The following is a 25,896-nucleotide window of genomic DNA, read 5'->3' as shown; positions in this document are numbered from 1 at the left end:
ACGGCGGGGGATCAGTAACGGGCGGCGTGCACGAGCGGGCCGTAGTGGCGTCCGGGGACGGGACTGTCGTCGTCGCCGTCGAAGCCGTACCCCGGGTGGGCGCGCTGGTGGCGGCGGGCGTCGTCGGCGAGCGACCGCACGTTGTCCGCCGCCGCCGACTTCGAGCAGGGGCCGTACGCGATGCACAGCACCGCCACACCGGCGACCACCGGCGAGGCGAAGCTCGTACCGTCCACGGCCGCGTACGGCGCCGCCGGGTCGGAACTGGTCGTCAGGACGCAGATGCCGGGCGCGGACACCGTGTGCCGCCGGTCCCCCTTGCTCCGCGCGAAGTTGCTGAACTCCAGGGCGGCCTGGTCGTCGGCCGCACCGAACAGGCCGAAGTCGTCGCCGTAGCAGTCCGGCCCCGCCTTCGCGCCGGGACGGCCGTCGAAGTCCGCCATCGCCGTCGCGGTCAGGACCTCCTGATAGGAGGCCGGGGCGCGCCGCGCGAGGTCGACGTTGTCGTTCCCGGCCGCCGCGACCGGCGTCACCCCGGCACGTACGGCCGCGCAGATCGCCATGTGGAAGGCGTCGCCGTCCGAGGCCCCGCAGGCCCCGTCGTCGGTGTCCGCCCGGCCGTCCTCCTCGCTCGACAGGCTCATGTTGACGACGTGGATGTCGTTGCCGGGATCCCCGTCGGTCCGCGTCGACACCACCCAGTCGAGCCCGCACAACAAGGCCTCGTCACTGCCGACCCCGCTCGCGTCGTCGGGGAACACCTTCACCGCCCACAACGGCGCCCCCGGCGCCATCCCCACGATTCCGGCCCCGTCGTCCTTCGCCGCGACCACACCGGCCGCCTCCGTCCCGTGAGGATCGCCCACGACCAGGCTCGCCCCGGGCACGACCGGACTCCCACTCAGGCAGTCGGCCCCGCCCCGCACGTTCAGATCCGCGTGTCCGGCGTCGATCCCGCTGTCGATGACCGCCACGTTCACCCCGGCCACGGATCCGTGCCCGTCGCCGGACCGCGCGGACGACCCGTCGGCCTCGACCCGATCCGCCCACTCGGGCAGACACTGCCCCGCCCCCACCCACTCCCCGCACGCCACCGCCCCGGCCGCGGCCGGCCGCACCTGCGGCGCCGCCCCGTGGGCACCCGCCACCGCCACCCGTCGCGTCGGCGGCACGATCCGGTACGAGCGCTGCCTGCTGACGAACCGCACGGCGGGATCGCCGCGCAGCTCCGCCGCCTCGGCCGCCGTCAGCCGCGCCCCGTAGCCACGCAGCGCATGCCTGAACACGGCCGTCGCGACCGCTCCGTACCGCCGCGTCAGCCTCGACGACACCGCCGCCGGATCCCCCGTACCGTCCTTGAGCACCACCACGTACGCCGATCGTTCCCCGGCGCGGTCCTTCGCGCCCGCCGCCGACGGCACCGCGGCCCCCGCCAGGCCGACCACCGCCAGCACGCCCCACACCGCACTCGCCGAACGCGACAGACGCTTCACTCACGCACTCCTTGGTCGCCGACCCGCCGCCTCCACCCGTGCGGCGACGCCCCACCACCCTCCCCGACCTACCCCCCACCCTCCGGGCAAGCCGGCTCCGCCACCGCCCGCGTTCACTCCGACAGCCGCCCCACCGGCCGGTGGGGCGGCTGTCGTCGCCGCAGAAACTGGCGAAGCGTCACTAATGCCAGTTGCTGATCCTGACGTCGCGCGGCGCGGGCTCCCCCTTGCCGGTTTCGAGGAGGTTCTTGAGGCTCATGAGGAAGGTGGCCCACTTGGTGCTGCAGTGGTACATGAACTCCACGGGCTGCTGCCAGCCGGCGTGTCGGAAGAGCACGATCGTGTAGCCGTCCTCCTCCTTGAGGTCGAAGTGGACCTGGGTGCCGATCCACTCCTCGGGCCCGTCGACGACCTCCCAGAGCACGCGTTCCCCGGGCCGGGCTTCGAGGACCTTCATGTCGAACCCGCCGGGCTCGAAGCGGAAGCGGATGACTCCGCCGACCTCGGGGTCGCCGTCCGTGTCCTCAGTCCACCAGTTCGCCAGGCCGTCGACCGTGGTCAGCGCCTTGTAGACGTCGCCGGGGGACGACTCGACTCCGATCCTGTGCAGGATGTCCAGCATCTCGCTACCTCTTTCTCGGGTGGGCGCCCGCGGAAGGGGGCGTCGTTCCTCGCCGCCTGGGGGCGGTGAGGCGTGGTGGTGAGGGGCTCAGCCCTCCTGGCTGCGTTGGATCGCCTCGGCGAGGCGCTTGATGCGCTGCAGTCGGGCGTCCCAGGCGGTGCCGACCGAGGTCAGTTGGGCCACCGCGCGGGCGAGCTGGGCTTCGTCGACCTCGTATCGGCGCTCGCGTCCGGACGGGGTGACCTGGACCAGCCCGACCCGGTGGAGGACGCCGAGGTGCTTGGCGACCGCCTGCCGCGTGATGGGGAGGTGCTCGCTCAGGGTGGTGGCCGTGCCGCCGCCGCCGAGCAGCAGGTCGAGCATCCGCCGCCGGGTCGGGTCGCCGACCGCGGTCCAGAGCTCGTCGTCGATGACGGTGTTCACGGCGTCGACACCAGCTTGGCGACGTACGTGACGAGGCGGGGCAGGAAGTGGTCCCATCCGGAGACGTGCTCGCGGTACTGCTGTTCCAGCACGGCCGCCTCCCAGCCCTTCTCCCGGAACCCCGTCTCGGTGAAGCGCAGCAACGTGCCCGCGCCCGACGGGATCAGCTCGAAGACCACGAGGAGCGAGTTGGCCGGCGTCGCGGCCTCGGCCTCGTCGTACACCCATCGGAAGGAGAACCGGCGGGGCGGGTCCGCGTCGACGACGGTGAGCGGTACGGCCTTCGCGTCCGGCGCGGCGGGGTCGCCGAAGGTGATGACCCCGGTGCCGCCGGCCACGGGCTCGAGCTCCGCCTCGTCCGGCCACCACTCCCGCAGGTGCTCGGGCCTGCTGACCACCTCGTAGACCACCTCGGGCCTCGCGTCGATGTGGATCTCGCGTTCGATGCTGCCGCGCTCCATGCCGCTCTCCCCAATCTCTCGCAACCTTTGGTTGCACTACAACTGTAGAGCCTTCGCGCTCCATGCGCAACACTTGGTTGCGTGAGGGGGGGTGGCGCCTCTTCCGCCACTGCCTCGGCGCCCGCTGCCTTTCCTCCGTGTCCGCCGCCACCTGGAAGCGCTCCCTGGGTCACCCCTCCACCGGCCCGGAGCCCGCCCCGCGTCCGAGGCTCCGGTCTGGACCGCGCCGTGGCCCCCGACCGTGCGGTACGCCAAGCTGTACCCGCCGTCGAAGGCCGCCGGCAGATGGTCGGAGTCCCTCGGCGCCGACTTCCACGACGTCTTCCTCACCACCGACATCTACACCCTCAACCTGCTCTTCTCCGATCTGCAGGTCACCGACGTCACCGATGGCGCCGTGAGGTCGGAGCACCAGGCCGGCCGCTGACAGGCGACGCACCCGTCGCATTCCTCGTGGTGCAACCGGACCGGGAAGGTCCCGCGGACAGGCGGGTGAGTACGCCGGGCATCTGCGGGGGGTGGCCCCGCGGTTGGGTCACGATGCAGCCGCCCGGCACGGAGGAGACCGAGGGGCGCCGCGAGCCCGACCCCCCACACGTTCCCCCGCGGGTCCGGCACCCGACGGCCGCGGGCAGGGCCCGGCCTGAGGGAAGCGGCCCCGCGTGGGCTCCGTACACCTGGGCAGGAGCACCGGGACGGCCGCCGCGTGCGTCCGGGCAGCCGTCGGGCCGGGCCCGTACGGAGGGCAGTGCGGGAACTCCGGTGTGCGCGAGGGGCGGGGGAGGGAAGGGGTGACGGACGCGGATGGAGCGGGACGGCGGAGGCGATGGGAGGCGGCGGGTGGCACGACGCGGCGTGCGGAGCGGGCGGTATTCGGAGGCCATGGGGCGGTTGCGGCGTGATCCGTTCGTCGTGCAGACGGTCCGGTCGACGGCGGCGGCGACCCTGTCGTACGTCGTGGCCCTGTGGCTCAGCAGCGAGCCGGCGCCGCTGACCGCGCCGCTGACGGCGCTGCTCGTCGTCCAGGTCACGTTGTTCTCGACGCTCACCACGAGTCTGCGCCGGGTCAACTCGGTCGTCGTCGGCGTGCTCATCGCGATCGGGTTCAGTGCCATCGTCGGGCTCTCGTGGTGGAGCCTCGCCCTGGTCATCCTGGCCTCCCTCGTCGTGGGGCGGCTCGTGAAGGTCGAGGAGTTCGTCCCGGAGGTCGCGATCAGCGCGATGCTGGTGCTGGGGGTCACCCAGGTCGCCCACACGGCGTGGGACCGGGTCCTGGAGACCCTCATCGGGGCCGTCGTCGGGCTGCTGTTCAACCTGGTGCTGGCCCCGCCCGTCTGGGTGGACACGGCGGGGGACTCCATCGAGGACCTCGCGCGGCGGATGCGCCGGCTGCTGCTCGACGTGGCGGAGGAGTTCGCCGGCGCGCCCCCCGTCGAGCGGGCGGTGGCGCGGCTGCACGAGGCGCGACGGCTCGACAACGACGTCGCCGACGTGGACGCCGCGCTGCGCACCGCCGAGGACAGCCTGCGTTTCAACCCGCGCGTCAAGGAGGGCCTGTTGCACCGCATAGTGCTGCGCACGGGCCTGGACACCCTGGAGATCTGTGCCGTCGTGCTGCGCGTGCTCACCCGGACCCTGGCCGATCTGGCGAAGGAGCGGTCCGGCGCGGACCTGCTGCCCCGCCGGACCGCGCTCGCCGTACAGGAGACGGCACAGCACACCGCCGACGCCTTCGTCAGCTTCGCCGTGCTCGTCACGGCCTCCGGCAGCGAGGCGGCCGAGGCCGCCGAGGAGCGGCTCGCGGGTGAGCTGCGGGCGGCCCGTGCCTGCCGGGGCGGCGCGGCTGACCTGCTCCTGGCCCTCGCTCTGCGGGACCCCGACCGCTGGCAGTTCTACGGAGCCCTGCTCGCCGAGATCGACCGCGTCCTCGACGAACTCGACCCCGAGCACCGGGGCCGGCGTCTCATGGAGGAGCTCGACCGCCACGGCCGCGAACGCCGGGACCGCCTGACGGCACGCCGTTTCCGGCGTGCCTCGGCGCGGACCTGAACCCCCAGCGCCCCGAGGGTGCCATTGATGACTCGCCGTGGCGCCATAGATGTGCCAACATGGCACCATCGATGGCGCGCCGTGGTTCACGGGTTGGACGGCGCGCCTTCCGGGTGGGGCATCGGGGAAGCAGGGGGACGGTCATGGAGTCAGCACGGAGTCGACACGAGTCGTCCGCACCCGGTGCCTTCGTCGCCTTCGCCCGCTTCGTTCTCTGCGGCGGCGGGGTGGGGGTCGCCTCCAGCTTCGCCGTCGGCGCCCTCGCCGCGTGGATTCCGTGGATGCTGGCCAACGCCCTCGTCGCGGTGGTCTCCACGCTCCTCGCCACCGAGCTGCACGCCCGTTTCACCTTCGGTGCGGGCGGCAGGGCGACCTGGCGCCAGCACGCGCAGTCCGCCGGATCGGCGGCGGCCGCGTACGTGGTGACCTGCGCGGCGATGCTCGTCCTCCAGCTCCTGGTGACCGCGCCCGGCGCCGTGCTCCAGCAGGTCGTCTACCTGTCCGCCTCGGCGCTCGCCGGTGTCGCCCGGTTCGCCGTGCTGCGGCTCGTCGTCTTCGCGCGCACCCGCTCGCGGGCCGCGACCGCCGCCTCCGGACCCCGCCCCCTCTACGCGACCACGGGGCGTATCGCGGCTCCGACGGCGCCCGCGGAGCTGTGCCGCGCGGCCTGACCGTCCGGAGAGGGCCGGGGCGGACGGCCGTCTCGGTCGGTTCGGAGCCGAAGTGGGCGGCGGCGTGGGGTCGGTGACGACCGCGTGGGGTGCCCGTTCGTGACGGCGGCCCGGGGAGACCCGGAAGGTCATTCCTGTGGACGCCGGGGCTGCGGGCGGACGGTGAGGATCTGCTCGGCCTGGCCGACGGGGCCGTGGACGTCGTGGAGGACGCTGCTGGTGAGGCCCTGGCCCGTGGGGCCGAAGGTGACCGTGGTGTCGAGGCCGGTCCACGGCCCTTCGGGCTGCCGGTGCAGGTGGACCGTGAGGTCGAGGTTCGGGAACATCCAGGCCGTGGGGTCCTGTTGCACGGCGATGCCGTTCGCGGTGTCCACGAGCGCGAGGTACGAGGCGAGGGGGCTGATCGCCTCGCCGGCGACCAGGTCCAGAGGCGAGGAGATCCACGCGGTGCCGCGGCCCCTGCGGGTCGGGGGCGTCCGGCGGACGTCGATCGAGGAGACGTACCCGCCGTTCCACGCCGCGCCCATCTCCCACTTGGGGAGCGTGTCGGGGGCGGGCAGCGGGCTGACCGGGCTGTCGGCCACGGACGAGGAGTCCAGGGACGCGAGCAGCCAGGCCCGGGCGCGGACCACCGCCCGCCCGCCGATGAATACGGTCGCTTCGAGGAGTTCGATGGTGCGGCCGGGGCGGACGGTCTCCACGGTGATCTCGCACTCGTCGAGGGCGATGCGGCCGAGGATGTCGTAACTGATCCGCCCCAGGAGCATTCCGCCGGGCCGGTCCGCCACGTGCCGGTCGACGGCGTGTGCGACGAGCCCGGCGAGCGGGCTGAAGTGCTGCTCGTCGGCGCTCCAGGCTCCGCCCGCGTGCGCCGTGGGCTTGTAGCGGTGCTCGCCCGTCCGCTCGTAGTAGCTCTCGCGGGCGGCTGCGCCTGTGCTCACGGTGTCCGTCTCCTCGGGCATTGCCCGCACCTGCGCAGGCGAATAAAGGTGTACTCGTCACGCATCGTAGGGGTGATCGGTTCCCGCGCACCGTGACCTACCGCACACGCCGGGGTGCGGAGGGTGTCACGAGGTGAGCCAGCCGCGCAGGAGCCTGCTGACGGCGGGCATGGCGGCGTACGTCATGAGGACGTTGAGGACACACGCCGTGAGCGCGCTGCTGAGCAGGAGGGGGAGCGCGGTGAGGTGCGGGACGAGGAACAGGCCGGCGAGGACGGAGAGGGGATAGATCGCCAGGGTGGCACTGATCGCCATCTTCCACCGGGGCGGCGCGGGGCGCGTCGAGCCCGGCTTCGCGAACCAGGTCTCCATGCCGGTCAGGGTGCGCCGGGCGATCTCCGTGTGGTGGTGCCCGTCGCAGTCAGCGAACCAGGCCGCACGCTCCGGCGACTCCTGCCACGTGCGGCACGCCTCCGTGTCGCGGAAGCGGTGGACGAGGAACCAGGGGGCGTCGCCGCCGGAGGAGCGGAAGAGTCCGTATCCGAGGTGGCCGGGGAAGGCGGCCGCGGTCTCCAGGATGCCCTTGGCCCACCGTTCGAAGGCGGCTTCGTGGCCGGGCTGCACCCGGCGGGCTATCAGGAGGGTCACCTCGCCGGTGTCGGCGGGGACGGTGGTGTGCTCCAGGCTGACCGCGGTCACAGGGACTCCTCGTGATCTCGCCGCGCCCGTCCGCACTTTACGTGGCGGGCGCCGCCGGAGGCCAGCGTGATCGGGTGAGTCCCTGTGAGGCCGTGGAGCCGTAGAGGCGTGGAGCCGTGGTGCCGCGGGGTTGTCAGCGCCCCAGCTGCGCGTCGAGCCAGGTCAGCACCTCGGGGGTCACCGGGTCGGTCAGGTCGGCGAACTCGTCGTGCTTCTTGAGGAACTTGGCCACGTAAGGGCAGACCGGGACGATCCGCATGCCGGAGGCGCGGACGTCGGTGAGGGCCTGCTCGACGAGGATCGAGGCGAGTCCCTGGCCGGCGTAGGCGTCGTCGATCTCGGTGTGGAAGAAGACCCGCCGGTCGTCGCGGTCGCGGTACGCGGTCAGGCCGGCGCGCTTCTCGTCGACGAGGATCTCGTAGCGGTGGCGGGCGTCGACGCGACGGACGACGGGGGTGGGGGTCTGCTCGCTCATGGCGGTCCTTTCGGGAGGGCTTCCGGTGTGTGGGGGACGTGCGGTGCGGGGGCGGGTCTGTCGCGGCCCTCAGTGGCGGGGCGGGTTCCCGCGCGGGGTGAGGACGGCGTTGGGCAGGGCGGGGGCGGGCAGCCGGTCGCCGGGGTAGCCGTCGACGGCGCCGAAGCGGTCGGAGGACCGCTCCCAGGCCTCTCGTGCCTCGACGATGTCCTGGTGGTCGCGGCCGATGAAGTTCCACCACATCACGATCTCCTCGTCGAACGGCGGGCCGCCGAGGAGGACCGTCCGGGCCTGGCGGTCGGAGGTGTTGGCGAGGGTGAGGGTGGTGCGGCCGGGGGTGGCGTAGCCGAGGTCGGCGGGGCGGAGGGGGACGCCTTCGAGGCGGACGTCGCCCTCGTCGACGAGGAGGCCGTGCTCGAAGTCGGGGTCGACGTCGAGGGTGACGGTGGCTCCGGCGTCGAGCAGGATCTCGGCGCCGAGGAGCGGGGTGAAGGTGCGGACCGGAGAGGTCCGGCCGGCGAGCGTGCCCAGGAAGACCCGGAGTTCCGCACCGTCGAGGCGGAGGGGTGCGGGGGCGTGGTGCTGGAAGTCGCGCGGGGCGTGGCGGTGTGCGTCGGGGAGGGCGACCCAGAGCTGCACGCCGTGGAGCACGGTGGTGTCGGGGGTGGACACCTCGGTGTGGCTGATGCCGTGACCGCCGGTCATGAGGTTGATCTCACCGGGGCGTACGAGGGCGTGGGTGCCCAGGCTGTCGCGGTGCTCGATCTCTCCGGCGAAGAGCCAGCTGACGGTCTGCAGGCCGGTGTGCGGGTGCGGGGCGACGTCCATGCCGCCGGACTCGGCGACCCGGTCGGGGCCGTAGTGGTCGGCGAAGCACCAGGCGCCGATGAGGGTGCGGGTCCGCTGGGGCAGGGTGCGGCGTACGGTCATGGCGCGTGGCCCGCCCAGCGGGACGTCCCGGGAGGTGAGGATCTCGATCTCCGTGTCGCCCATGTCCTGGCCCCTCCGCGGTGATGTAGTTTCGTTTTCAACAAGTATGGTTGATCATCGTCCCGATGACAACCGGCGAAGGAGTACAGGGTGAGCGAGACGGCGGAGACCACGGCGGTGTCCCGGGTCACGGGTCGGGTCTACCTCGACAAGCGGAGTCCCGACGCGTACCGGGCGCTGGTGAAGACCGCCGACGCCGTGCGGACCACGGCGGCCGAGGCCGGTCTCGACCGGATCCTCGTCGAACTGGTCAACCTCCGCGTGTCCCAGCTCAACGGCTGCGCCTACTGCCTCGACGTGCACACCCGCGCCGCGCTGCGGGCCGGCGAGACCACCCGGCGCCTCGGCGTGCTGGCCGCCTGGCGCGACACCGAACTCTTCACCGGCCGTGAGCGCGCGGCCCTCGCCCTCGCCGAGGCCACCACCCACCCCGCCGACGCGCTCGCCCAGGAGCGGGCGTACGACGGGGCGCGCGAGGTCCTTGACGACGCCGAGATCTCGGCCGTGATCTGGGTGGCCATCGCCATCAACGCCTTCAACCGGGTGTCGATCCTGAGCAAGCACCCGGTGCGGGAGACCACGGCTTCCTGACCGCCGCCGCCCGGGCCGCCGACGGGGACGGCGTCAGTGGCAGGTGCCCGAGCCGTGGTCGTCGTACGTCTTGCCCGACTGCGGCACGAACTGCCAGTCGTAGCCGTCGGCGCGCAGGGTCAGCTTCAGGACGCCGAAGGTGTCGTCGTTGCGGGCCTCGCTGTTCGGCTGCACCGTGCCGAAGGCGTAGAGCCCCGCGCCGCCCATGCCGGCGACGAACTCCCGCAGGCCGCGGGCGTCGTCCGCCCGGCCGCTCGGGTCCTGCGGGGCGAAGCGCTCGTACTGGTGGTTGTGGCCGGTGAGGATCACCTCGGCCTTGTGGTCGTACAGCGCCTGGACCAGCGGGGCGGTCGCGAGAGCGGGACCGTGTTCGGCGCCGGAGGTCCAGCGCGGCCGGTGCCAGTACGCCACCGTGCACGGCTTGTCGCTGGCGGCGAGGTCGGCGCGCAGCCACTTCTCCTGGGGGGATCCGACGGCCGTGTCGATCTCGGAGTTCAGCGAGACCACATGCCAGTTCCCGAGGTCGTACGAATAGTAACCGCGGTTCGCCGGACCCGCGTTGGCGCCGAAGTAGCGGAAGTAGCCGGACGCGCCGGGGGTCAGGTAGTCGTGGTTGCCCGGGGTCGGCATGGTCCGCGCCTTGTGACGGCCCCAGGTGGGCTCGTAGTACGCGGAGAAGTCCGCCGCCGAACCGTCGGGGTAGGCGTTGTCGCCGAGGGCGACGACCGTGCCGGAGACGTGGTCGAGCAGATCGGAGGTCGCGGTGTCCGAGGAGCTCGTGGTGGCGATGTCCCCCGCGCCGACCAGCACCGGCACCAGGTCGGGGGGCGGCGGGAAGGCGGCGGTCCTCGGCGGCGCGGTGCCCGTCTCGACCACCAGTCGCGGTGCGGTGGCGCCGGTCTCGCGCGAGTCGTAGTGGGCTCCGTCGGCGTTCGGTGACGTGATCCCGAAGTCGAAGGTGCCGTCGCCCTTCACGTACGAGGTCACGTCGACCTCGTACCAGGAGCCGGGGGCGACCGCGCCGAGGCTCCCGAGGACGGCGCCGCTGAGCGCGGGCCTGTTGCCGTAGGTCACCGACGTCTCGGACCAGGCGGCGCCGGGCGCGGCGTGGAACGTGCCGCCGTTGGTGCTCCCCGAGCCGGCGGCGCCGTCGACGTGGAGCCGGAGCGTCGCCCGGGTCACCGTCCCGGTGACACCGGTGACGTCGAACCTCAGCAACGTCTGCTTGGCCGGGCTGTCGTCCACGTCCAGCTGCCGGGAGGTGCCGTGGTTCGTGCCGGGGTTCGCGCTGTCGACATACGCGTCCGCGGTCGCGGTGAAGGAGGAGCTCGCCGCCGAAGCGGTCGGTGCGATGCCGGTGAGTGCCGTGGCGGCCAGGGTGGCTGTGGCGAGGGTGCCGACGAAGGCCACCGTCGTGCCCTTGCGCATGGGCATGCCGAACCTTTCGATCGCGGGACGAGGGCGATCGCGGAAGGCTGGACGGAACCGACCCGATGGGGTGGGGTCCGACCGCGGGCGACGAGTCACGGCCCGCCCCCGCTCGGTCCAGCTTACGTCCGGGGCGGCGGCCGCTCATCTCGCCGAGCGCCCCGGCGGGAGCTCACCGGGGCGGCCGCCGTCGGTGACCGGCGAGGGCTCAGCCGCCCGTGCCGCCGTCGGTGACCGGCGAGGCTCAGCCCGTGCCGCCGCCGCGCGGGCGGGACGGGACGCCCGGCCTGGGGTAGACCCGGGACTGCTTCACGCTGCCGAAGGCGAAGCTGGACTCGATCGACGCGATGCCCGGGATGGCGTGGATGCGGGTGCGGACGAGGGCCTCGTAGGCCTCCAGGCTTTCGATGACCACCCTGAGCAGGTAGTCGCTGCTGCCGGCCATCAGATAGCAGTCCTGGATGTGGTCGATGAGGCCGACGTGCCGCTCGAACACGTTGACCGCCTCGGCCGTGTGGCGCTCCAGACGGATCCGTACGAAGACGGTGATCGGGAGGCCGAAGGCGACCTGGTCGACGGTGGCCGTGTAGCCGCCGATCAGCCCCGACTCCTCCAGGCGGCGCACCCGGCGCAGACAGGGGGAGGGGGACAGCCGGATCCGGTCGGCGAGGTCCTGGTTCGACAGGCGCCCGTCCGCCTGAAGCTCGTGGATGATCTGGAAGTCCACGGCGTCCATGAGCTCTCCTTGGCTGGACTTGGCAGATTCTGCCCCCACGCTATGCCTGGAGGGCATAACTGGCAATCGCCTGCCCCCGTCGAAGCCCTAGCGTTGCCGTCCGGGGGTGAAGCCGGACGTCGGTTCCGCCCGAAGGGTGACGAGCGGGAGGAACGGTCGGTGGCAGTAACGCAATCGGTGGGGGCGAGTACGGCGGGTGCGCCGGACCCGCAGGCTCCGTCCGGCGGACAGGACGCGGTTCCCCGCACCGGGCGGTTCCCGGGACTCTCGCCGCACGCCGTCGGCATGATCGCGCTGCTGCTCACCGTGACCATCTGGGCCGCGTTCGCGCTCAGCGCCCGCGCCCTGAGCAGCTCGACGCTGCTGCCCGCGGACGCCGCGCTGCTGCGCTTCGGCGTGCCCCTCGTGGTCCTCGCCCCCGCCCTGTGGCGGCGCAGGCGCCGACTGGCCGCCGTCCGGTTCGGCCCCGCCGCCAAGATCATCTGCGGTGCGGGGGTCCCGTTCTTCCTCGCCGCCATGTACGGCGGCTCCCTGACGTCGGCCGCCTTCGTCGGGGCGATCGTGCCCGGCATGGTCCCGCTGTTCGTCTCCGCCCTCATGGTCGCGGGCGGCAAGAGCGCCCCGCGCGGCACCCAGGCGGCCGGCCTCGCCCTCATCATGGCCGGCGTCGTGGCCCTGGTGTGGCGCTACACCGCGTCCCTCGACGCGGACGTCCTCCTCGGTACGGGAACGCTGCTCGTGGCCAGCGGACTGTGGGCGCTCTACACCGTGGGCCTGCGGGAGGTCGACCTCGACCCCGTCGGCTCCATCGGCCTGCTGTGCCTGCCCTCCTTCGCCGTCATCGCGCTGCTGAGCCTGACCGGCGTCCTGCCCACCGGCCTCGCCCACGCGGAGGGCGGCGACATCGCGCTCTTCCTCGTCGTCCAGGGCCTGGGCGTCGGCCTGTGCGCCGGACTCCTGTACGCCTTCGCGATCCGCCGGCTCGGCCCGGAGCGCAGCTCGGTCGTCGGCAGCCTCAGCCCCGTCGCCGTCGTCCTGCTCGCCATGCCCCTGCTCCACGAGTCGCCGACCCTGCCCGTCGTGGTCGGCGTCCCCCTGATCACCCTCGGTGTCGCGCTCGCCAACGGACGCCGAAGCTCCCGAACCAAGGTGTCCGCCGATGCTTGAGCTGCTCCCCGCCCCGCCCGTGGACCCGCTGTGGGACCTGACCGCCGAGTACGCGTCCGACCCGCGCCCCGACCGCCTCAACCTCGTCCTGGGCGTCTACCGCGACCACACCGGGGTCACGCCGGTCATGGCGGCGGTCAAGGAGGCCGAGATACGGCTGGCGGAACGCTCCGGTTCCAAGGAGTACCTGGGCCTGTCGGGCAACACCGCCTTCAACGACGCCATGCTCACCACCGTCCTCGGCACCGAGGCCCTCACCTCGCGGGCGACGGCCGTCCAGACCGTGGCGGGCACCGGCGCCCTGCGCCTCCTCGCCGACCTCGTGCGGCAGACCCGCCCCGGCACCACGGTGTGGATCAGCGACCCGGCGTACGTCAACCACCGCCCCATCCTCGAAGGCGCGGGCCTCACCGTCCGCACGTACCGCTGGCTCGGCCCCACCGGGCGGCCGGACGACGCCGACCTCCTGGACGACCTCCGTGAGGCGGGACCCGGCGACGTCGTCCTGTTGCAGGGGTGCTGCCACAACCCCACCGGAGCCGACCCCTCCTTCGGCACGTGGGAACGCCTCGCCGAGCTCGCCACCGCCAACGGCTGGGTCCCCTTCGTCGACCTCGCCTACCACGGCCTCGGCGACGGCCTCGACGCCGACCTGAGCCCGACCCGGATGCTGGCCGAACGCCTCCCCGAAGTCCTGATCGCCGTCAGCTGCTCCAAGAACTTCGGCCTCTACAGCGACCGCACCGGCTGCGCCATCGTCATCGGCTCCTCCGCGCGGGCGCTCCGGCACGTCGAGACCGCCCTGCAGAACGCCGCCCGCACCCTCTACTCGATGCCGCCGGACCACGGCGCCGCCGTCGTCGCCACCGTCCTGGGCGACGAGCGCCTCAAGGCCGTCTGGCTCGCCGAACTGGACGTCATGCGCCACCGCGTCACGGCCAACCGGACGGACCTCGTCTCCCAGCTCTCCGCACTCGGCCGCGAGGAGCCGGCGCGGGCCCTCGCGCGGCAGAAGGGCATGTTCTCGATGCTGCCCCTCACCCCCGAGCAGATGCGCCGCATGCGCCACCGGTCCGGCATCTACGGCACCACCTCCGGCCGCATCAACATCGCGGGCGTCCCCGCGCACCGGATCCCGTTCCTGGCCCGGGGCATCGCCGACGCCCTGCGCACCGCCTGATCGGCATCCCCTACGGCCGCGGACCCGCCGACAGGTAGTACGGGCGGTTGTGGGCGGCCACCGGCGGCGACTGGTACGTCCAGGCGCCCGCCGCCGGTGTGCCGTCCGGGAGGACGGTGCGGAGGTCGCGGCCCAGGTCGCCGTCCGGGGCGTGGACGGTGAGGCGGGTGCGCCCGGAGTGCTCGGCGGCGGAGAGGTCGTACCAGGAGTAGGGCTGGTAGACGTTCATCGGACCGGCGAGCAGACGGCCCTCCCGGTCGGTGCCGTAGCCGGTGATCGGGGCGGAGTTGGCCGCGACGGCCGTCAGGCCGTCCAGCCTGGCCGCGAGGTCGAGCAGCGGCTCCGATCCCCGTTCCAGGGTGTCGTCCGGGCCGACCTCGGCGGTCTTGCAGCGCACGGTCCAGGTCGCGCCCGCGGGTCCGTTGAGGGACGGCAGGCCGACCTCGAACCAGCCGGGGTACTTGGGTTCGGCGTAGAGCTCGCTCCCGGCCCTGATCGCGAACGGGTTGTCGCAGACGACGTGCAGGCGGGCGATGCCGAGCAGCTTCGTCTGGTCCCAGCCCCGCGCGTACCGGTCGTAGGTCAGCCGCGGCAGCCGGTCCGCTTCGGCGGTCGGGAAGGCGATGACGTTGAACTCGATCTCCTGGGTGACGCCGCCGCCGAACGCGTACTGCGCGAAGTACAGCTGGTAGTCGAGCGAGACCAGCGCGCGTCCGTCGTCGAACGTGGCCGCGGTCAGGTCCGGATGGTGTTTGGCGAGCAGGGTGTGGACCGGCTCCGGGTCCACCAGCCAGTCGACGCCGATCTGGTGCAACGCCCCGTAGTGGAACGGCAGCTGGAAGGGCTCGGGCACGGGCGGCAGGGGCAGGGGGGTCACGCGGGGGCTCCCGGGGTGGTCGGTCCGGTGGTCAGGGGTCGGTCGCGGGCCGTCAGGTCCGCCTCGACTTGCTCGGCGCTGCGCAGTGCCAGCGCGGCCATGGTCAGGGTCGGGTTGGAGGTGGCCACCGACGGCATGCTGCCGCAGCCCACCGCGTACAGGCCGGGGTGGTCCCAGCAGCGCTGCCAGGCGTCCACCACCGACGTGGCGGGGGAGTCGCCCATGATGTGGGTCCCGGCCGCGTGGCCGGCCCCGCGGTAGCCGTACGTACGGCCGCGGTGCTCGAAGCGCCCCGGCCAGGCCGCCGACGGCGTGTAGTCCGTGTGGTCCTCGGCGCCGAGCAGCGCGAAGAGCTGGTCCGATACGGCACGGGCGGCGGCCATGCCCTCCTTGACGTGCTCGTCGAGGTCGTAGGTGACCAGGGGCCGGGGGAGGCCCAGCGCGTCGCGCTCGGACGGGTGGAGGGTGACCCGGTTCGCCGGGTCGGCGCCCTGCTCCATCTCGAACTGGAGGGCGAACTGCCGGCGGAGCCTGTCCCCGAGCGCTGCTCTCAACTCCCCTCCGAACAGCCCGCGTTCGGTCAGGAAGTGGTCCACGTCGCTCTCGACCGGCCCCTTCGCCCAGATCCAGCCCCACGTCCCGAACTCGACGCGGAACGGCGCCCGCAGCCGGCGCGCCGGGCCCGCGCGGAAGCCCTCGAAGCCGGAGACGGACCCGGGCCCCCGATAGGACCCGCCGTGCTCGCCGTCGGGCAGCAGCCCCCAGGTCAGCAGGACCGGATGGTCCATCAGGTTCCGGCCCACCTGGCCGCTGCGCCCGGCGAGCCCGGACAGGAGCAGCAGCCGGGCGTTCTCGACCGCGTGGGCGGCGAGCACGACGACGTCGGCGTGCGCGAAGGACACCTCCCCGTCGTAGGAGCGGTACTCCACGCCCGTGGCGCGCCCCCGCCCGTCGACGAGGACGCGGCTCACCACGGACCGGTCCCGGAGCGTGACGGCCGCGCTCCACCGCCCCTGCGTCTTGAGCGGGGTGTACTTCGCGTACGAGGGGCAGTGCGGGATGCAACCCGCGTTGCCCACGCACCGGCTGTCCGGATCCGGCCGCCCGTCCCGCCCGCGCGGAACGTAGCCGCGGCCGCCGTCGTACCGGGGATCCGGGACGCCGTTGCGGGCGTGCGGGGTGCCGACCACCTTCAGTTCGACCTCGCGCAGGGCGACGGGGTCCTTGACGCGCCGCCCGTCGAGACGGGTCGCGAGGACGCGGTCCAGGCGTGCGGCGGGCAACGGCCGCATGGGGAACGCGTAACCCTCGGGGAAGCGCAGGCCGAGGTGCGCGCGCTGCTCGTCGGCGTCCGCGGCGACCCCCAGGTGTTCCTCCGCCGCCCGGTAGTGGGGTTCCAGGTCGTCGTAGGTGAGCGGCCACCGCCGCCCGTATCCGAACGTCTCGGTGTCGAAGTCCTCCGGCAGCATGCGGGGCGCGAGCCCCGTCCACACGGTGCCGGTGCCGCCGTTCACGCGGACGTATCCGCTGGCGTACGGGAGCGGGCCGTCCTGCCGCAGGTGTCCGGCCGCCCGGAAGGCAGGGGTCCCGTCCGTGCCGGCGAGGTCCGTCACCTCGGGCCAGGGTGCGGCCGGATGGGGCCGGTGGCCGGTGCCGGGCAGTCGGCCGGCGGCCGTCAGGTACGCGGTCAGCGGGTCGGCGTCGGCCCCGTGGGCGCGGGGGTCCGCCGCACCCGCCTCCAGGACGAGGACCCGGCGCCGCCCGCCCCGGCCGAGCCGGTGGGCGACGAGGGAGCCCGCGACGCCGGCGCCGACGACGATCACGTCGTACCGCGTCACCGGCCCGCCCCCTCGGCCCAGCTTCCGAAACCTCCGGGAGCCGCGGCGGGGGCCGTCAGGCCGGCCGCCTTCCACACCAGGCCCTCGGCGTAGGCGCGCGGGGACACCAGAAGCGACGGGGTGCCCGGCCAACTCCCCGTGTACCAGAGGTACGTCACCGCGCGGGCCGACACCCCCAGCTCGCCGTCCAGGGCGCCGACCGGTTCCTCCGTCCCGTCCAGGAGGCGTCGGTACGGCTCCGCGCCGAGCCGTTCCGCGGCCACCGCCCGGTACGTCTCGACGAGCCCGGTGGCCGTCAGTTCCTCGCCGTCGAAGCCGGTCAACCGCGCCGACAGGGCGGTGAATCGCTGCGTCTCGTCTGTGAGGGGCACGCGACCATCGGTGCCCCACCGCCCGCCGGCCCATGCCCCGCACTCCCGGTTCGGCTGGATCGTGACGCCGGGCGCTCCCTCACACGGATGGCGCTGGTGGGCCAGGAGTTCGGCATGCGGTCACGTGTGTGGCGGGGTGGTGCCCGAATCCGGACACCATGTCGTCACCGTTCGGCCGGAGCCGGAGCCGGAGCCGGAGCCGGAGCGGGGCCGGAGCGGGGCCGGAGCGGGCCGGGGTCGGGGCCGCTACCCCTCACCCGATCTCGACGAGGAGGTCGCCGCCTTCCACCTGCTGGATCCTGGTGATGGCCAGGCGTGACACCCGTCCGCCGCGTGGGGCGGTGATCGAGGCCTCCATCTTCATCGCCTCGATGGTCGCCACCGTGGCACCGGCCTCGACCTCGTCGCCCTCGGCGACGGCCAGGGTGACCACGCCCGCGAAGGGCGCGGCGACGTGGCCGGGGTCGGACCGGTCGGCCTTCTCGGTCACCGGGAGGTCGGCGGCGGCCGCGTGGTCGCGCACCTGGATCGGCCGGAGCTGGCCGTTCAGGGTGGACAGGACGGTGCGCATGCCGCGCTCGTCGGCCTCGCCGATGGCCTCCAGCTCGATGAGCAGCCGTACGCCGGGCCCGAAGTCGACGGTGTACTCCTTCCCCGGGCGGAGCCCGTAGAAGAAGTCCTTGCTGTCCAGCACGCTGGTGTCACCGTACGCCTGGCGGTGCGCTTCGAACGCCTGCGTCGGGCCGGGGAAGAGGAGGCGGTTCAGCGTGGCGCGCCGGTCCTTGGCGAGGCCGGTGCGGTCCTCCGCGGTGAGGTCCCGCGGGGGCTTGGGAGCGGGGCGGCCCTCCAGGGCCTTGGTGCGGAAGGGCTCCGGCCAGCCGCCGGGCGGCGTGCCCAGCTCGCCGTGCAGGAAGCCGACGACCGAGTCGGGGATGTCGAACCGGTTCGGCGCGGCCTCGAAGTCCTCGGGCGCGACCCCGGCGCCCACCAGGTGCAGGGCGAGGTCGCCCACCACCTTCGACGACGGCGTGACCTTCACCAGCCGGCCCAGCATCCGGTCCGCCGCGGCGTACGTCGACTCGACGTCCTCGAAGCGGTCGCCGAGACCGAGCGCGACGGCCTGCGTGCGCAGGTTGGAGAGCTGCCCGCCGGGGATCTCGTGGTGGTACACGCGCCCGGTGGGCGAGTCGAGACCCGCCTCGAAGGGGGCGTAGATCCTGCGGACGCTCTCCCAGTACGGCTCCAGGTCGCCGACCGCCTGGAGGTCGAGGCCGGTGGGCCGCTCGGAGTGGTCGGTCGCGGCCACGATCGCCGAAAGCGACGGCTGCGAGGTGGTGCCCGCCATGGAGGCGACCGCGCCGTCCACCGCGTCCGCGCCGGCCTGGACCGCCGCGAGGTACGTGGCCAGCTGACCGCCCGCCGTGTCGTGGGTGTGGAGGTGCACCGGCAGGCCGAACTCCCTGCGCAGCGCGGAGACCAGCGTGGCGGCGGCGGGGGCGCGCAGCAGACCGGCCATGTCCTTGACCGCGAGGACGTGGGCCCCGGCGGCCACGATCCGCTCGGCCAGCCGCAGGTAGTAGTCCAGCGTGTACAGCCGCTCCGCCGGATCGGACAGGTCGGCCGTGTAGCAGAGGGCCACCTCGGCCACCGCCGTGCCGGTCTCCCGTACGGCGTCGATCGCGGGCCGCATCTGGTCGACGTCGTTCAGCGCGTCGAAGATGCGGAAGATGTCGACGCCGGTGGCGGCGGCCTCCTGCACGAACGCGTCGGTCACCTCGGTCGGGTACGGGGTGTACCCCACGGTGTTGCGGCCCCGCAGCAGCATCTGCAGGCAGATGTTCGGCACGGCCTCGCGCAGCGCGGCCAGCCGCTCCCACGGGTCCTCGGCGAGGAAGCGCAGCGCTACGTCGTACGTCGCGCCGCCCCAGCATTCGAGGGACAGCAGCTCCGGCAGCGTGTGCGCCACCGCGGGAGCGACGGCGAGCAGGTCCTTCGTCCGGACCCGGGTCGCGAGCAGCGACTGGTGGGCGTCACGGAAGGTGGTGTCCGTGACCCCCAGCATCGGCGACTCGCGCAGGCTCCGCGCGAAGCCCTCGGGGCCGAGCGAGGCCAGCCGCTGCCGGGAGCCGGCCCGCGGCTCGCCTGCCGGCAGCCGGGGCAGCTTCGTGGCCGGGGCGATCAGCTCGGGCCGCGGGCCGTGCGGCCTGTTGACGGTCACGTCGGCGAGGTAGGTGAGCAGCTTCGTGCCCCGGTCGGCCGAGTGGCGGGCGGTCAGCAGGTGCGGCCGCTGCTCGATGAACGCCGTCGTGACGCGGCCGGCCTGGAAGTCCGGGTCGTCGAGCACGGCCTGGAGGAAGGGGATGTTCGTGGACACGCCCCGGATGCGGAACTCGGCCACCGCGCGCCGCGCCCGGTCGACGGCGGTCTTGAAGTCCCGCCCCCGGCAGGTCAGTTTGACCAGCATCGAGTCGAAGTGGGCGCTGACCTCCGTACCGGCGTGGGTCGTGCCGCCGTCGAGCCGGATGCCGGAGCCTCCCGGCGAGCGGTAGGCGCTGATCATGCCGGTGTCCGGGCGGAAGCCATTGGCCGGGTCCTCGGTGGTGATCCGGCACTGCAGGGCGGCGCCGCGCAGGACGACGGACTCCTGCGTCAGACCGAGGTCCGCGAGGGTCTCCCCGGCGGCGATGCGCAGCTGCGACTGCACCAGGTCGATGTCGGTGACCTCCTCGGTCACCGTGTGCTCGACCTGGATGCGCGGGTTCATCTCGATGAAGACGTGGTTGCCGTCGGGGTCGAGGAGGAACTCCACGGTGCCCGCGTTGCGGTAGCCGATCCGGCGGGCGAACCGCACGGCGTCGTCGCAGATCCGCTGCCGCACCGCGGGGTCGAGGTTCGGGGCCGGCGCGAGTTCGATCACCTTCTGGTGGCGGCGCTGCAGCGAGCAGTCGCGCTCGAACAGGTGGATGACGCCGCCCTCGCCGTCGGCGAGGATCTGCACCTCGATGTGACGCGGGTCGACGACCGCCTTCTCCAGGAAGACGGTCGCGTCGCCGAACGCGGACTCCGCCTCGCGCGCCGCCGCCTCGATGGACTCCCGCAGCGTCGCCGGGTCCTCGACCCGCCGCATGCCCCGGCCGCCACCGCCGGCGACGGCCTTGACGAACACCGGGAAGCCGATGCCCTCGGAGGCCGCCACCAACTCGTCCACGTCCGTGGAGGGCGCCGAGGAACCGAGCACGGGCACGCCCGCCTCGCGCGCGGCCGCCACGGCCCGCGCCTTGTTGCCGGTGAGCTCCAGGGTCTGGGCGGACGGGCCCACGAACGTGATGCCCGCCTCCTCGCACGCGCGCGCGAGTTCCGGGTTCTCGGACAGGAACCCGTAACCCGGGTAGACGGCGTCGGCGCCCGCCAGGCGGGCCGCCCGGATGACCTCCTCCACGGAGAGGTAGGCCCGCACCGGATGGCCGGGCTCACCGATCTCGTACGCCTCGTCGGCCTTCAGCCGGTGCAGAGAGTTGCGGTCCTCGTGGGGGAAGACGGCCACCGTGCGCGCCCCCAGTTCGTAGCCAGCGCGGAAGGCGCGAATCGCGATCTCCCCGCGGTTCGCTACCAGCACCTTTCGGAACATCCTGCTCCCTTCACCCTGCCGGTGATGAGCCCTACGGGTCGCCGACACCACCCCGGGTACGCACCGCCCTGAGAGCGGCACCCACCCGCGTCGCGCCCGGCTCGTTTCGGCAACGCTAAGGGCTGCCCCGTGGCCTTCTGAAGGTCCCATGGCAGTGACATGGATCATCGCCGCCACGCTGTGCGCGCCCCGCACGGAGCGGCCACCACCCGGGGTACCCGACCCCCTCGCGTCCGCCGCCCGCAGGGCATCGGGCGCCCGATCCTGGGCCGGATGGAGCATCGGGGCGGGCGGCTTCCGACGGCGCGTCCGATGCTGAGGCGGACCCTCCGCACCGGGCGTCCGCCCGGCGTCCCCCGAAGGAGTTCCCGTGCCGGCACGCCCCGCAGCCCGCTCCCGTTCCCGCTCGCGCGCCCGTCTGCGCCTGCCCGTCGCGGGCCTGGCCGCGTCCGCGGCGCTCGCCGCCCTCGTCCAGCCCGCGCAGGCGGCGGGCCCGCCGAAGCCCCCGGACACGGCCCTCCAGAAGCGGTTGGACGACCTCGTCCGTACGGCCGGAGGGCCGCCCGGCGTGATCGTGCTCCTGCGGCAGGGCGACCGTACGAAGGTCTACCGGGCAGGCGTCTCCGACACGAGCACCGGCCGCCCGCCCCACACGACCGACCACATGCGGATCGCGAGCGTCGCCAAGGCGTTCAGCGGCGCGGTCGCGCTGCGCCTGGTGGACCGGGGCAAGCTGGACCTCGACGACACCATCGGCGAACGCCTGCCGTCGCTGCCCACCGCGTGGCACCAGGTGACGCTCCGCCAGCTGCTCCAGCACACCAGCGGGCTGCCCGACTACTCGAAGGCGCCGGCCTTCGTCGACATCCTGCGGCAGGACCCCAGACACCGCTTCGACTCCCGCCGGCTGCTCGACTTCGTCGCCGACAAGGACCTGGAGTTCCCGCCGGGCTCGGCGTACGCGTACTCGAACTCCGACAACATCGCCGTCGCGCTGATGGCCGAGGCCGCCACGGGACGGCCGTACGAGCGACTGCTCGACCGCCTCGTGTACCGGCCCCTCGACCTGCGGCAGACCAGCCTCCCGCAGGGCTACCGCCTGCCGAGGCCGTACCTCCACGGCTACGACGTGACCCCGCCCGAGCCGCCGGTGGACGTCAGCGAGCTCTTCGGGGTGTCGGGCATCTGGGCCTCCGGCGGCATCGTCTCCACCCCGAAGGACCTCAACGCCTTCGTCCGCGCCTGGGTCGGCGGACACGACTACCTCTCCGAGGAGACCCGACGCGCGCAGCGGACGTTCATCCCCGGAGCCGCCTCGGAGCCCGCCGGGCCGGGCGCCAACGCCGCCGGACTCGCGATCTTCCGCTACAAGACGCGATGCGGCACCGTCTTCGGCCACACCGGCAACACCCCGGGCTACACCCAGTTCGCGGCCGGCACGGCCGACGGCACCCGCTCCGTCACCTTCTCGATGACCACCCAGACCAGCAAGACCGTCAAACCGGACCTGCTGGCCAAGGTCCGCACCGTCCAGGAGGACTTCGTCTGCGCCCTGCTGCGGCACTGACCCGGGCGGTTCCGGCGGTCGGACCCGGGGACCCCGGGCGCGACCGCCTCAGTACTTCCCGGGGCGGATGTCGTCCTGGACGTACCGGAAGTACGGATCGGTCAGCGGTGCGCGCGAGCACGCGCCCGCGTGCGCGGGGCGCCGCCGGGCGAACGGCCGCCCGGTTCCCTTGACGGTCGCTCCCCGCCGGCCGCGCGATGCCGGTGCAAAGACGTGGCATGCGCACGTAGATTTTGCCGTCCCGTGGTTGCCGCCCGGGCGGCGCCGCCGGAGTCTTGGTGACCATGCCCCCGGGCAGCTGGTACTGCTGGTCACGGGGGGTGCACAGGGGCCCTCCGCCCTGAGCGGGGAATGTTCATGCACCTCGAGTTCCGGCACCTCCGTGTCCTGCTCACCGTCGCCGAGGCCGGCAGCATCCGCAAAGCCGCCGCACGCCTGCAGCTGTCGCAGCCCGCCACGAGCGCCCAGCTGAAACGGATCGAACACGAGCTGGGCGGCCCGCTCTTCATCCGCAGCGCCGAGGGCGTCAAACCGAACGAGAACGGTCAGTACGTGCTGCGCTGCGCACGGGACCTCGTGGTCGGCTTCGACCGGCTGCGCGAACACGCGCGCTCGGCCGCCGAGACGGACAAGGGGACGGTCGCACCCCTGCGAGCGGGCGGAACCGCCGGACCCCTGGTGTCCCTGCTGATCTCCGCCCTCTTCGAGCTCGTACCGGAGAGCCGGCTCACCATCGACGCCCGCCGTTCCGTGCACGCCCTCGTGAAGGCGCTCAGCCTGTCGAAATGCGACATAGGTGTCTTCGGCGAGTTCCCGGGCTTCCCGCTCCCGGTCGGCGAGTCCGTGGTCACCCGCACCCTGCTGCGCGAGCCCGTCTTCGTCCTGCTCGCCGAGGACCACCCCCTGGCTCGCCGCGAGAGCGTCGCCCTGCGGGAACTGAGCGAGGAGGAATGGGTGATGCCGGAGGCCGACGAGAGCGGAGTCCACGCCTACCTCCACCTCACCTGCCAGTCCGCCGGCTTCAGCCCTCGCATCGCGCACGTCACACCGGACCTCTCCGTGGCCCAGATCCTCGTCGCCGGCCGACGCGCCGTCTGCGGCGTCTGGCCGAGCGCCGCCGTCCCCGCCCACGGCACCGTCCAACGCCCCCTCGTCGACGTCCCCTTCCACCGACGCCTACAACTGGCCTGGAACACGCGATCCGTCCCCCCGGAACTCGCCGCCGCCGTCGCCGAACGCCTCCTCGACGCCTACCTCCAACTGGTACGCCAGCGGCCCTCATACCTGACCTGGTGGGAATCCGGCGGCAGAAACTTCGCACTCGGCCCCCACGACTGACCCGCCCCCCGCGCGGACACCCGCGCCCCGCCCCCCGCGCGGAGACCCGCGTCCCCGCCCCCCGCGCGGACACCCGCGTCCCCACCCCCGTCCGGCCAATCGCGCTCCCGCCCCTGCGTCCCCGCCCTGCGCGCGGGCTCCCGCCCCCTGCCGCCCCGCCCCGCGCGGACGATCGTGCCCCCGCCGCCCCACCCCGTGTGGGCAATCGTCCCGCTGGGGCGGGACGGGTGGGCACACGGGACGGCGCCCTCGGCGGCGCCCCCGCCCCCTGCTCCCTGACCCGCACCCAAGACCGGCCCATGCACCCGGTGCGGGCGAGCGACAGAGACCCGGTCGGGACGGCACCCACCGGCGACGCGCACCCCGTGGCGACGGGCCCAAGGGCGATGCACACCCACCGGCGACGGGCCTAAAGGACGACATACACCCCGTGGGCACGCACCCACCGCCCCCACACCCCCCGCACCGTATAACTCCCCAGTTGTATCCCACCTGGGATCACGTCAGGCACATGTCACCTGGTGAACACTTCGCGTCAACGTCCGAGGACGTCGTCACCCCCCACGACGAGCGAAGGAACACCCCGTCATGCCCCGTCCCCTCCTTGCCCTCTCCACGATGGTCGCCGCCGCCGTCGTCACCTCGGGTGCGCTGGCCGTACCGGCGTACTCGCAGTCCGACGCGGAGCGGAGCGGCTCGTCCGTCCGCGACACGGCGATATCCCGGGCCGAGGCGAACGTCTCCCGGCACGCCGACACCTTCGGCTTCGGGGCCGGCCAGGCGCTTCAGGTCAAGGACGTCGTGATCGACGCCGACGGCACCCAGCACGTGCGCTTCGAGCGGACCTACCGCGGCCTCCCCGTCGTCGGCGGCGACTTCGTCGTGCACCAGAAGGCCGACGGTTCGCTCAAGGGGTCGACCCACGCCAAGGCCCACAAGGTGGCGCTCACGTCCGTCACCCCGGGCGTCGACGCCAAGGGCACCGCCGCCGGCGCCCTGAAGCGCTCGAACGGACTGGTCAGCGACGCCAGGTCGACCCCCGAGCTGATCGTGTGGGCCGCCGACGGCACCGCCCGTCTGGCCTGGCGCACCACCGTGCAGGGCCTGGGCGACAAGGGTCAGCCGCACGGCGAGGTCTTCGTCACCGACGCCACCACGGGCGCCGCGATCGAGAACTACGACGCCGAACGCGAGGCGGCCGGCACCGGCCACTCCGAGTACACCGGTGACGTCACCCTCGACACCACCCTGCAGGCCAACGGCACCTTCGCCCTGATCGACCCGCTCCGCGGCCACATCACCAAGGACGCCCACAACGTCTCGTCCTCGTCCCTGAACAGCTCCTCCGGCACCCTGTTCACCGACGCCGACAACATCTGGGGCGACGGCCGCAAGTTCTCCACCGACCGCTCCACCGCCGCCGTCGACGCGCACGCCAACACGGCGAAGACGTACGACTACTACAAGAGCACGTTCAACCGGAACGGCATCAAGAACGACGGCCGCGGCGCCACCGTCTTCGTCCACGTGGGCACCAACTGGGACAACGCCCAGTGGTCGGACTCCTGCTTCTGCATGATGACCGGTGACGGCAACGGCACGGTCGACCCCGAGCAGGTCGACCTCGACACCATGGGCCACGAGATGACCCACGGCGTCACCTCGGCCACCGCCAACCTGCGCTACAGCGGTGAGTCCGGCGGCCTGAACGAGGCCACCAGCGACATCCTCGGCACCATGGTCGAGTGGTACGCCGCCAACGCGATCGACACCCCGGACTACCTCTTCAGCGACCAGTCCACCCCGCCGTGGCTGCGCCGCATGGACAAGCCGTCCCTGGACGGCCGCTCCGCCGACTACTGGTCGAAGTCCGTCGGCCGGCTCGACGTGCACAACTCCTCGGGCGTCGGCAACCACTGGTTCTACCTCGCGAGCGAGGGCAGCGGCACCAAGACGATCAACGGCGTCACCTACGACAGCCCGACGTTCAAGGGTTCCACCGTCACCGGCATCGGCAACCAGAAGGCCGCCGCCGTCTGGTACCGGGCGCTGACCGTCTACATGACCTCCACCACGGACTACAAGGGCGCCCGTGCCGCGACCCTGAACGCGGCGAAGGACCTCTACGGCGCCACCAGCCCCGAGTACGCCACCGTGGCGGCGGCCTGGACCGGGGTCAACGTCCTCTGAGGACACGCCGGCTCCACCTGATCCGATGACCACCTCGGGCCCCGCCGTCACGGCGGGGCCCGAGTGCCGTGCGGGGGCCAGGAGAATCCTTTTCTCGTGGAATGTGGCATTCGGGTGATGTTTGACGGGTGACGTACTTCCCCGTGCCTAAGATCCACTTT

Annotated in this window: 23 protein-coding genes; 9 read left to right on the top strand and 14 right to left on the bottom strand. The window is 73.0% G+C overall.

Going from position 1 to position 25,896, the window contains the following annotated elements; translation table 11 throughout:
- Window positions 1-11: 11 nt before the first annotated feature.
- The 4 genes from MRBLMG1_RS19360 to MRBLMG1_RS19345 form a co-directional block, all read right to left on the bottom strand.
- Complete coding sequence (locus MRBLMG1_RS19360; RefSeq protein ID WP_367825318.1) at window positions 12-1,493, bottom strand: S8 family serine peptidase; 1,482 nt, start codon at window positions 1,491-1,493, stop codon at window positions 12-14.
- Between the two features lie 181 nt (window positions 1,494-1,674).
- On the bottom strand, window positions 1,675-2,115 hold the full coding sequence (locus tag MRBLMG1_RS19355; protein ID WP_367825317.1) for an SRPBCC family protein: 441 nt from the start codon (window positions 2,113-2,115) through the stop codon (window positions 1,675-1,677).
- An 87-nt stretch (window positions 2,116-2,202) separates the two neighbouring features.
- Complete coding sequence (locus MRBLMG1_RS19350) at window positions 2,203-2,538, bottom strand: ArsR/SmtB family transcription factor (RefSeq protein WP_367825316.1); 336 nt, start codon at window positions 2,536-2,538, stop codon at window positions 2,203-2,205.
- A complete protein-coding gene (locus tag MRBLMG1_RS19345) occupies window positions 2,535-2,999 on the bottom strand; it encodes an SRPBCC family protein (protein ID WP_367825315.1) in 465 nt (154 codons plus the stop codon). Before MRBLMG1_RS19345 ends, MRBLMG1_RS19350 begins: the two co-directional genes overlap by 4 nt.
- A 91-nt stretch (window positions 3,000-3,090) precedes the next feature.
- Here MRBLMG1_RS19345 and MRBLMG1_RS37460 point away from each other — a divergent pair, with 91 nt between their 5' ends.
- From MRBLMG1_RS37460 to MRBLMG1_RS19330, 3 genes are all read left to right on the top strand, one after another.
- Window positions 3,091-3,426 carry a hypothetical protein gene (locus tag MRBLMG1_RS37460; protein WP_422664612.1) on the top strand — a complete coding sequence of 112 codons (336 nt, stop codon included), beginning with the start codon at window positions 3,091-3,093 and terminating at the stop codon, window positions 3,424-3,426.
- A 455-nt stretch (window positions 3,427-3,881) separates the two neighbouring features.
- The gene (locus MRBLMG1_RS19335; RefSeq protein WP_367825313.1) at window positions 3,882-5,048 is read left to right on the top strand and encodes an FUSC family protein; all 1,167 of its coding nucleotides are present in this window, start codon (window positions 3,882-3,884) and stop codon (window positions 5,046-5,048) included.
- Between the two features lie 143 nt (window positions 5,049-5,191).
- The gene (locus MRBLMG1_RS19330) at window positions 5,192-5,719 is read left to right on the top strand and encodes a hypothetical protein (protein ID WP_367825312.1); all 528 of its coding nucleotides are present in this window, start codon (window positions 5,192-5,194) and stop codon (window positions 5,717-5,719) included.
- Window positions 5,720-5,847: 128 nt separating this feature from the next.
- On the opposite strand, the gene MRBLMG1_RS19325 is transcribed toward MRBLMG1_RS19330, so the two are convergent.
- The 4 genes from MRBLMG1_RS19325 to MRBLMG1_RS19310 all read right to left on the bottom strand — a co-directional run bounded on the left by MRBLMG1_RS19325 (window position 5,848) and on the right by MRBLMG1_RS19310 (window position 8,827).
- Window positions 5,848-6,681, bottom strand: coding sequence for a thioesterase family protein (locus tag MRBLMG1_RS19325; protein WP_367825311.1), 834 nt, complete (start codon window positions 6,679-6,681; stop codon window positions 5,848-5,850).
- A gap of 105 nt (window positions 6,682-6,786) precedes the next feature.
- Window positions 6,787-7,359, bottom strand: a complete 573-nt coding sequence (locus MRBLMG1_RS19320) for an antibiotic biosynthesis monooxygenase (RefSeq protein ID WP_367825310.1) — start codon at window positions 7,357-7,359, stop codon at window positions 6,787-6,789.
- A 133-nt stretch (window positions 7,360-7,492) separates the two neighbouring features.
- Complete coding sequence (locus MRBLMG1_RS19315) at window positions 7,493-7,834, bottom strand: GNAT family N-acetyltransferase (RefSeq protein WP_367825309.1); 342 nt, start codon at window positions 7,832-7,834, stop codon at window positions 7,493-7,495.
- 69 nt (window positions 7,835-7,903) lie between these two features.
- Window positions 7,904-8,827 (bottom strand): pirin family protein, encoded by a 924-nt coding sequence (locus MRBLMG1_RS19310; protein WP_367825308.1) that lies wholly within the window; start codon window positions 8,825-8,827, stop codon window positions 7,904-7,906.
- 87 nt (window positions 8,828-8,914) lie between these two features.
- Between MRBLMG1_RS19310 and MRBLMG1_RS19305 the strand changes: the two genes are divergently transcribed.
- Window positions 8,915-9,415 (top strand): carboxymuconolactone decarboxylase family protein, encoded by a 501-nt coding sequence (locus tag MRBLMG1_RS19305; RefSeq protein ID WP_367825307.1) that lies wholly within the window; start codon window positions 8,915-8,917, stop codon window positions 9,413-9,415.
- 33 nt (window positions 9,416-9,448) lie between these two features.
- On the opposite strand, the gene MRBLMG1_RS19300 is transcribed toward MRBLMG1_RS19305, so the two are convergent.
- Complete coding sequence (locus MRBLMG1_RS19300) at window positions 9,449-10,849, bottom strand: DUF7594 domain-containing protein (protein ID WP_367825306.1); 1,401 nt, start codon at window positions 10,847-10,849, stop codon at window positions 9,449-9,451.
- A 238-nt stretch (window positions 10,850-11,087) separates the two neighbouring features.
- Window positions 11,088-11,579, bottom strand: a complete 492-nt coding sequence (locus MRBLMG1_RS19295; protein ID WP_367825305.1) for an Lrp/AsnC family transcriptional regulator — start codon at window positions 11,577-11,579, stop codon at window positions 11,088-11,090.
- Between the two features lie 159 nt (window positions 11,580-11,738).
- Here MRBLMG1_RS19295 and MRBLMG1_RS19290 point away from each other — a divergent pair, with 159 nt between their 5' ends.
- Together MRBLMG1_RS19290 and MRBLMG1_RS19285 are read left to right on the top strand one after the other, a co-directional pair.
- Window positions 11,739-12,746: a DMT family transporter gene (locus tag MRBLMG1_RS19290; RefSeq protein WP_367825304.1), complete on the top strand. Its 1,008-nt coding sequence runs from the start codon at window positions 11,739-11,741 to the stop codon at window positions 12,744-12,746.
- Complete coding sequence (locus MRBLMG1_RS19285) at window positions 12,739-13,926, top strand: aromatic amino acid transaminase (protein WP_367825303.1); 1,188 nt, start codon at window positions 12,739-12,741, stop codon at window positions 13,924-13,926. Before MRBLMG1_RS19290 ends, MRBLMG1_RS19285 begins: the two co-directional genes overlap by 8 nt.
- A 10-nt stretch (window positions 13,927-13,936) precedes the next feature.
- On the opposite strand, the gene MRBLMG1_RS19280 is transcribed toward MRBLMG1_RS19285, so the two are convergent.
- From MRBLMG1_RS19280 to MRBLMG1_RS19265, 4 genes are all read right to left on the bottom strand, one after another.
- Window positions 13,937-14,803 carry a hypothetical protein gene (locus tag MRBLMG1_RS19280; protein ID WP_367825302.1) on the bottom strand — a complete coding sequence of 289 codons (867 nt, stop codon included), beginning with the start codon at window positions 14,801-14,803 and terminating at the stop codon, window positions 13,937-13,939.
- Window positions 14,800-16,641 (bottom strand): GMC family oxidoreductase, encoded by a 1,842-nt coding sequence (locus tag MRBLMG1_RS19275; RefSeq protein WP_367825301.1) that lies wholly within the window; start codon window positions 16,639-16,641, stop codon window positions 14,800-14,802. The genes MRBLMG1_RS19280 and MRBLMG1_RS19275 overlap by 4 nt, the downstream gene beginning before the upstream one ends.
- Complete coding sequence (locus tag MRBLMG1_RS19270; protein WP_367825300.1) at window positions 16,638-17,012, bottom strand: hypothetical protein; 375 nt, start codon at window positions 17,010-17,012, stop codon at window positions 16,638-16,640. The genes MRBLMG1_RS19275 and MRBLMG1_RS19270 overlap by 4 nt, the downstream gene beginning before the upstream one ends.
- 253 nt (window positions 17,013-17,265) lie before the next feature.
- Window positions 17,266-20,640, bottom strand: coding sequence for a pyruvate carboxylase (locus MRBLMG1_RS19265; protein WP_367825299.1), 3,375 nt, complete (start codon window positions 20,638-20,640; stop codon window positions 17,266-17,268).
- A gap of 370 nt (window positions 20,641-21,010) precedes the next feature.
- Between MRBLMG1_RS19265 and MRBLMG1_RS19260 the strand changes: the two genes are divergently transcribed.
- From MRBLMG1_RS19260 to MRBLMG1_RS19250, 3 genes are all read left to right on the top strand, one after another.
- Window positions 21,011-22,207: a serine hydrolase domain-containing protein gene (locus MRBLMG1_RS19260; protein ID WP_414721608.1), complete on the top strand. Its 1,197-nt coding sequence runs from the start codon at window positions 21,011-21,013 to the stop codon at window positions 22,205-22,207.
- Between the two features lie 357 nt (window positions 22,208-22,564).
- Window positions 22,565-23,545, top strand: coding sequence for a LysR family transcriptional regulator (locus MRBLMG1_RS19255; RefSeq protein WP_367825298.1), 981 nt, complete (start codon window positions 22,565-22,567; stop codon window positions 23,543-23,545).
- 588 nt (window positions 23,546-24,133) lie between these two features.
- Complete coding sequence (locus MRBLMG1_RS19250) at window positions 24,134-25,735, top strand: M4 family metallopeptidase (protein WP_367825297.1); 1,602 nt, start codon at window positions 24,134-24,136, stop codon at window positions 25,733-25,735.
- The last annotated feature ends 161 nt before the right edge of the window (window positions 25,736-25,896 follow it).

It is taken from the genome of Streptomyces sp. LMG1-1-1.1, from assembly GCF_040815545.1.
Lineage (GTDB): Bacteria > Actinomycetota > Actinomycetes > Streptomycetales > Streptomycetaceae > Streptomyces.
Note: the sequence above shows the minus strand (reverse complement) of the source record. Positions and strands in the feature narration are given on the sequence as shown.

Excerpts from the sequence above, each read along its gene's own strand:
- MRBLMG1_RS19325 (WP_367825311.1), bottom strand. The coding sequence starts at position 6,681 with ATGCCCGAGGAGACGGACACCGTGAGCACAGGCGCAGCCGCCCGCGAG.
- MRBLMG1_RS19250 (WP_367825297.1), top strand. The coding sequence starts at position 24,134 with ATGCCCCGTCCCCTCCTTGCCCTCTCCACGATGGTCGCCGCCGCCGTC.
- MRBLMG1_RS19335 (WP_367825313.1), top strand. The coding sequence starts at position 3,882 with ATGGGGCGGTTGCGGCGTGATCCGTTCGTCGTGCAGACGGTCCGGTCG.
- MRBLMG1_RS19285 (WP_367825303.1), top strand. The coding sequence starts at position 12,739 with ATGCTTGAGCTGCTCCCCGCCCCGCCCGTGGACCCGCTGTGGGACCTG.
- MRBLMG1_RS19300 (WP_367825306.1), bottom strand. The coding sequence starts at position 10,849 with ATGCCCATGCGCAAGGGCACGACGGTGGCCTTCGTCGGCACCCTCGCC.
- MRBLMG1_RS19295 (WP_367825305.1), bottom strand. The coding sequence starts at position 11,579 with ATGGACGCCGTGGACTTCCAGATCATCCACGAGCTTCAGGCGGACGGG.
- MRBLMG1_RS19355 (WP_367825317.1), bottom strand. The coding sequence starts at position 2,115 with ATGCTGGACATCCTGCACAGGATCGGAGTCGAGTCGTCCCCCGGCGAC.
- MRBLMG1_RS19345 (WP_367825315.1), bottom strand. The coding sequence starts at position 2,999 with ATGGAGCGCGGCAGCATCGAACGCGAGATCCACATCGACGCGAGGCCC.
- MRBLMG1_RS19265 (WP_367825299.1), bottom strand. The coding sequence starts at position 20,640 with ATGTTCCGAAAGGTGCTGGTAGCGAACCGCGGGGAGATCGCGATTCGC.
- MRBLMG1_RS19310 (WP_367825308.1), bottom strand. The coding sequence starts at position 8,827 with ATGGGCGACACGGAGATCGAGATCCTCACCTCCCGGGACGTCCCGCTG.
- MRBLMG1_RS19330 (WP_367825312.1), top strand. The coding sequence starts at position 5,192 with ATGGAGTCAGCACGGAGTCGACACGAGTCGTCCGCACCCGGTGCCTTC.
- MRBLMG1_RS19255 (WP_367825298.1), top strand. The coding sequence starts at position 22,565 with ATGCACCTCGAGTTCCGGCACCTCCGTGTCCTGCTCACCGTCGCCGAG.
- MRBLMG1_RS19315 (WP_367825309.1), bottom strand. The coding sequence starts at position 7,834 with ATGAGCGAGCAGACCCCCACCCCCGTCGTCCGTCGCGTCGACGCCCGC.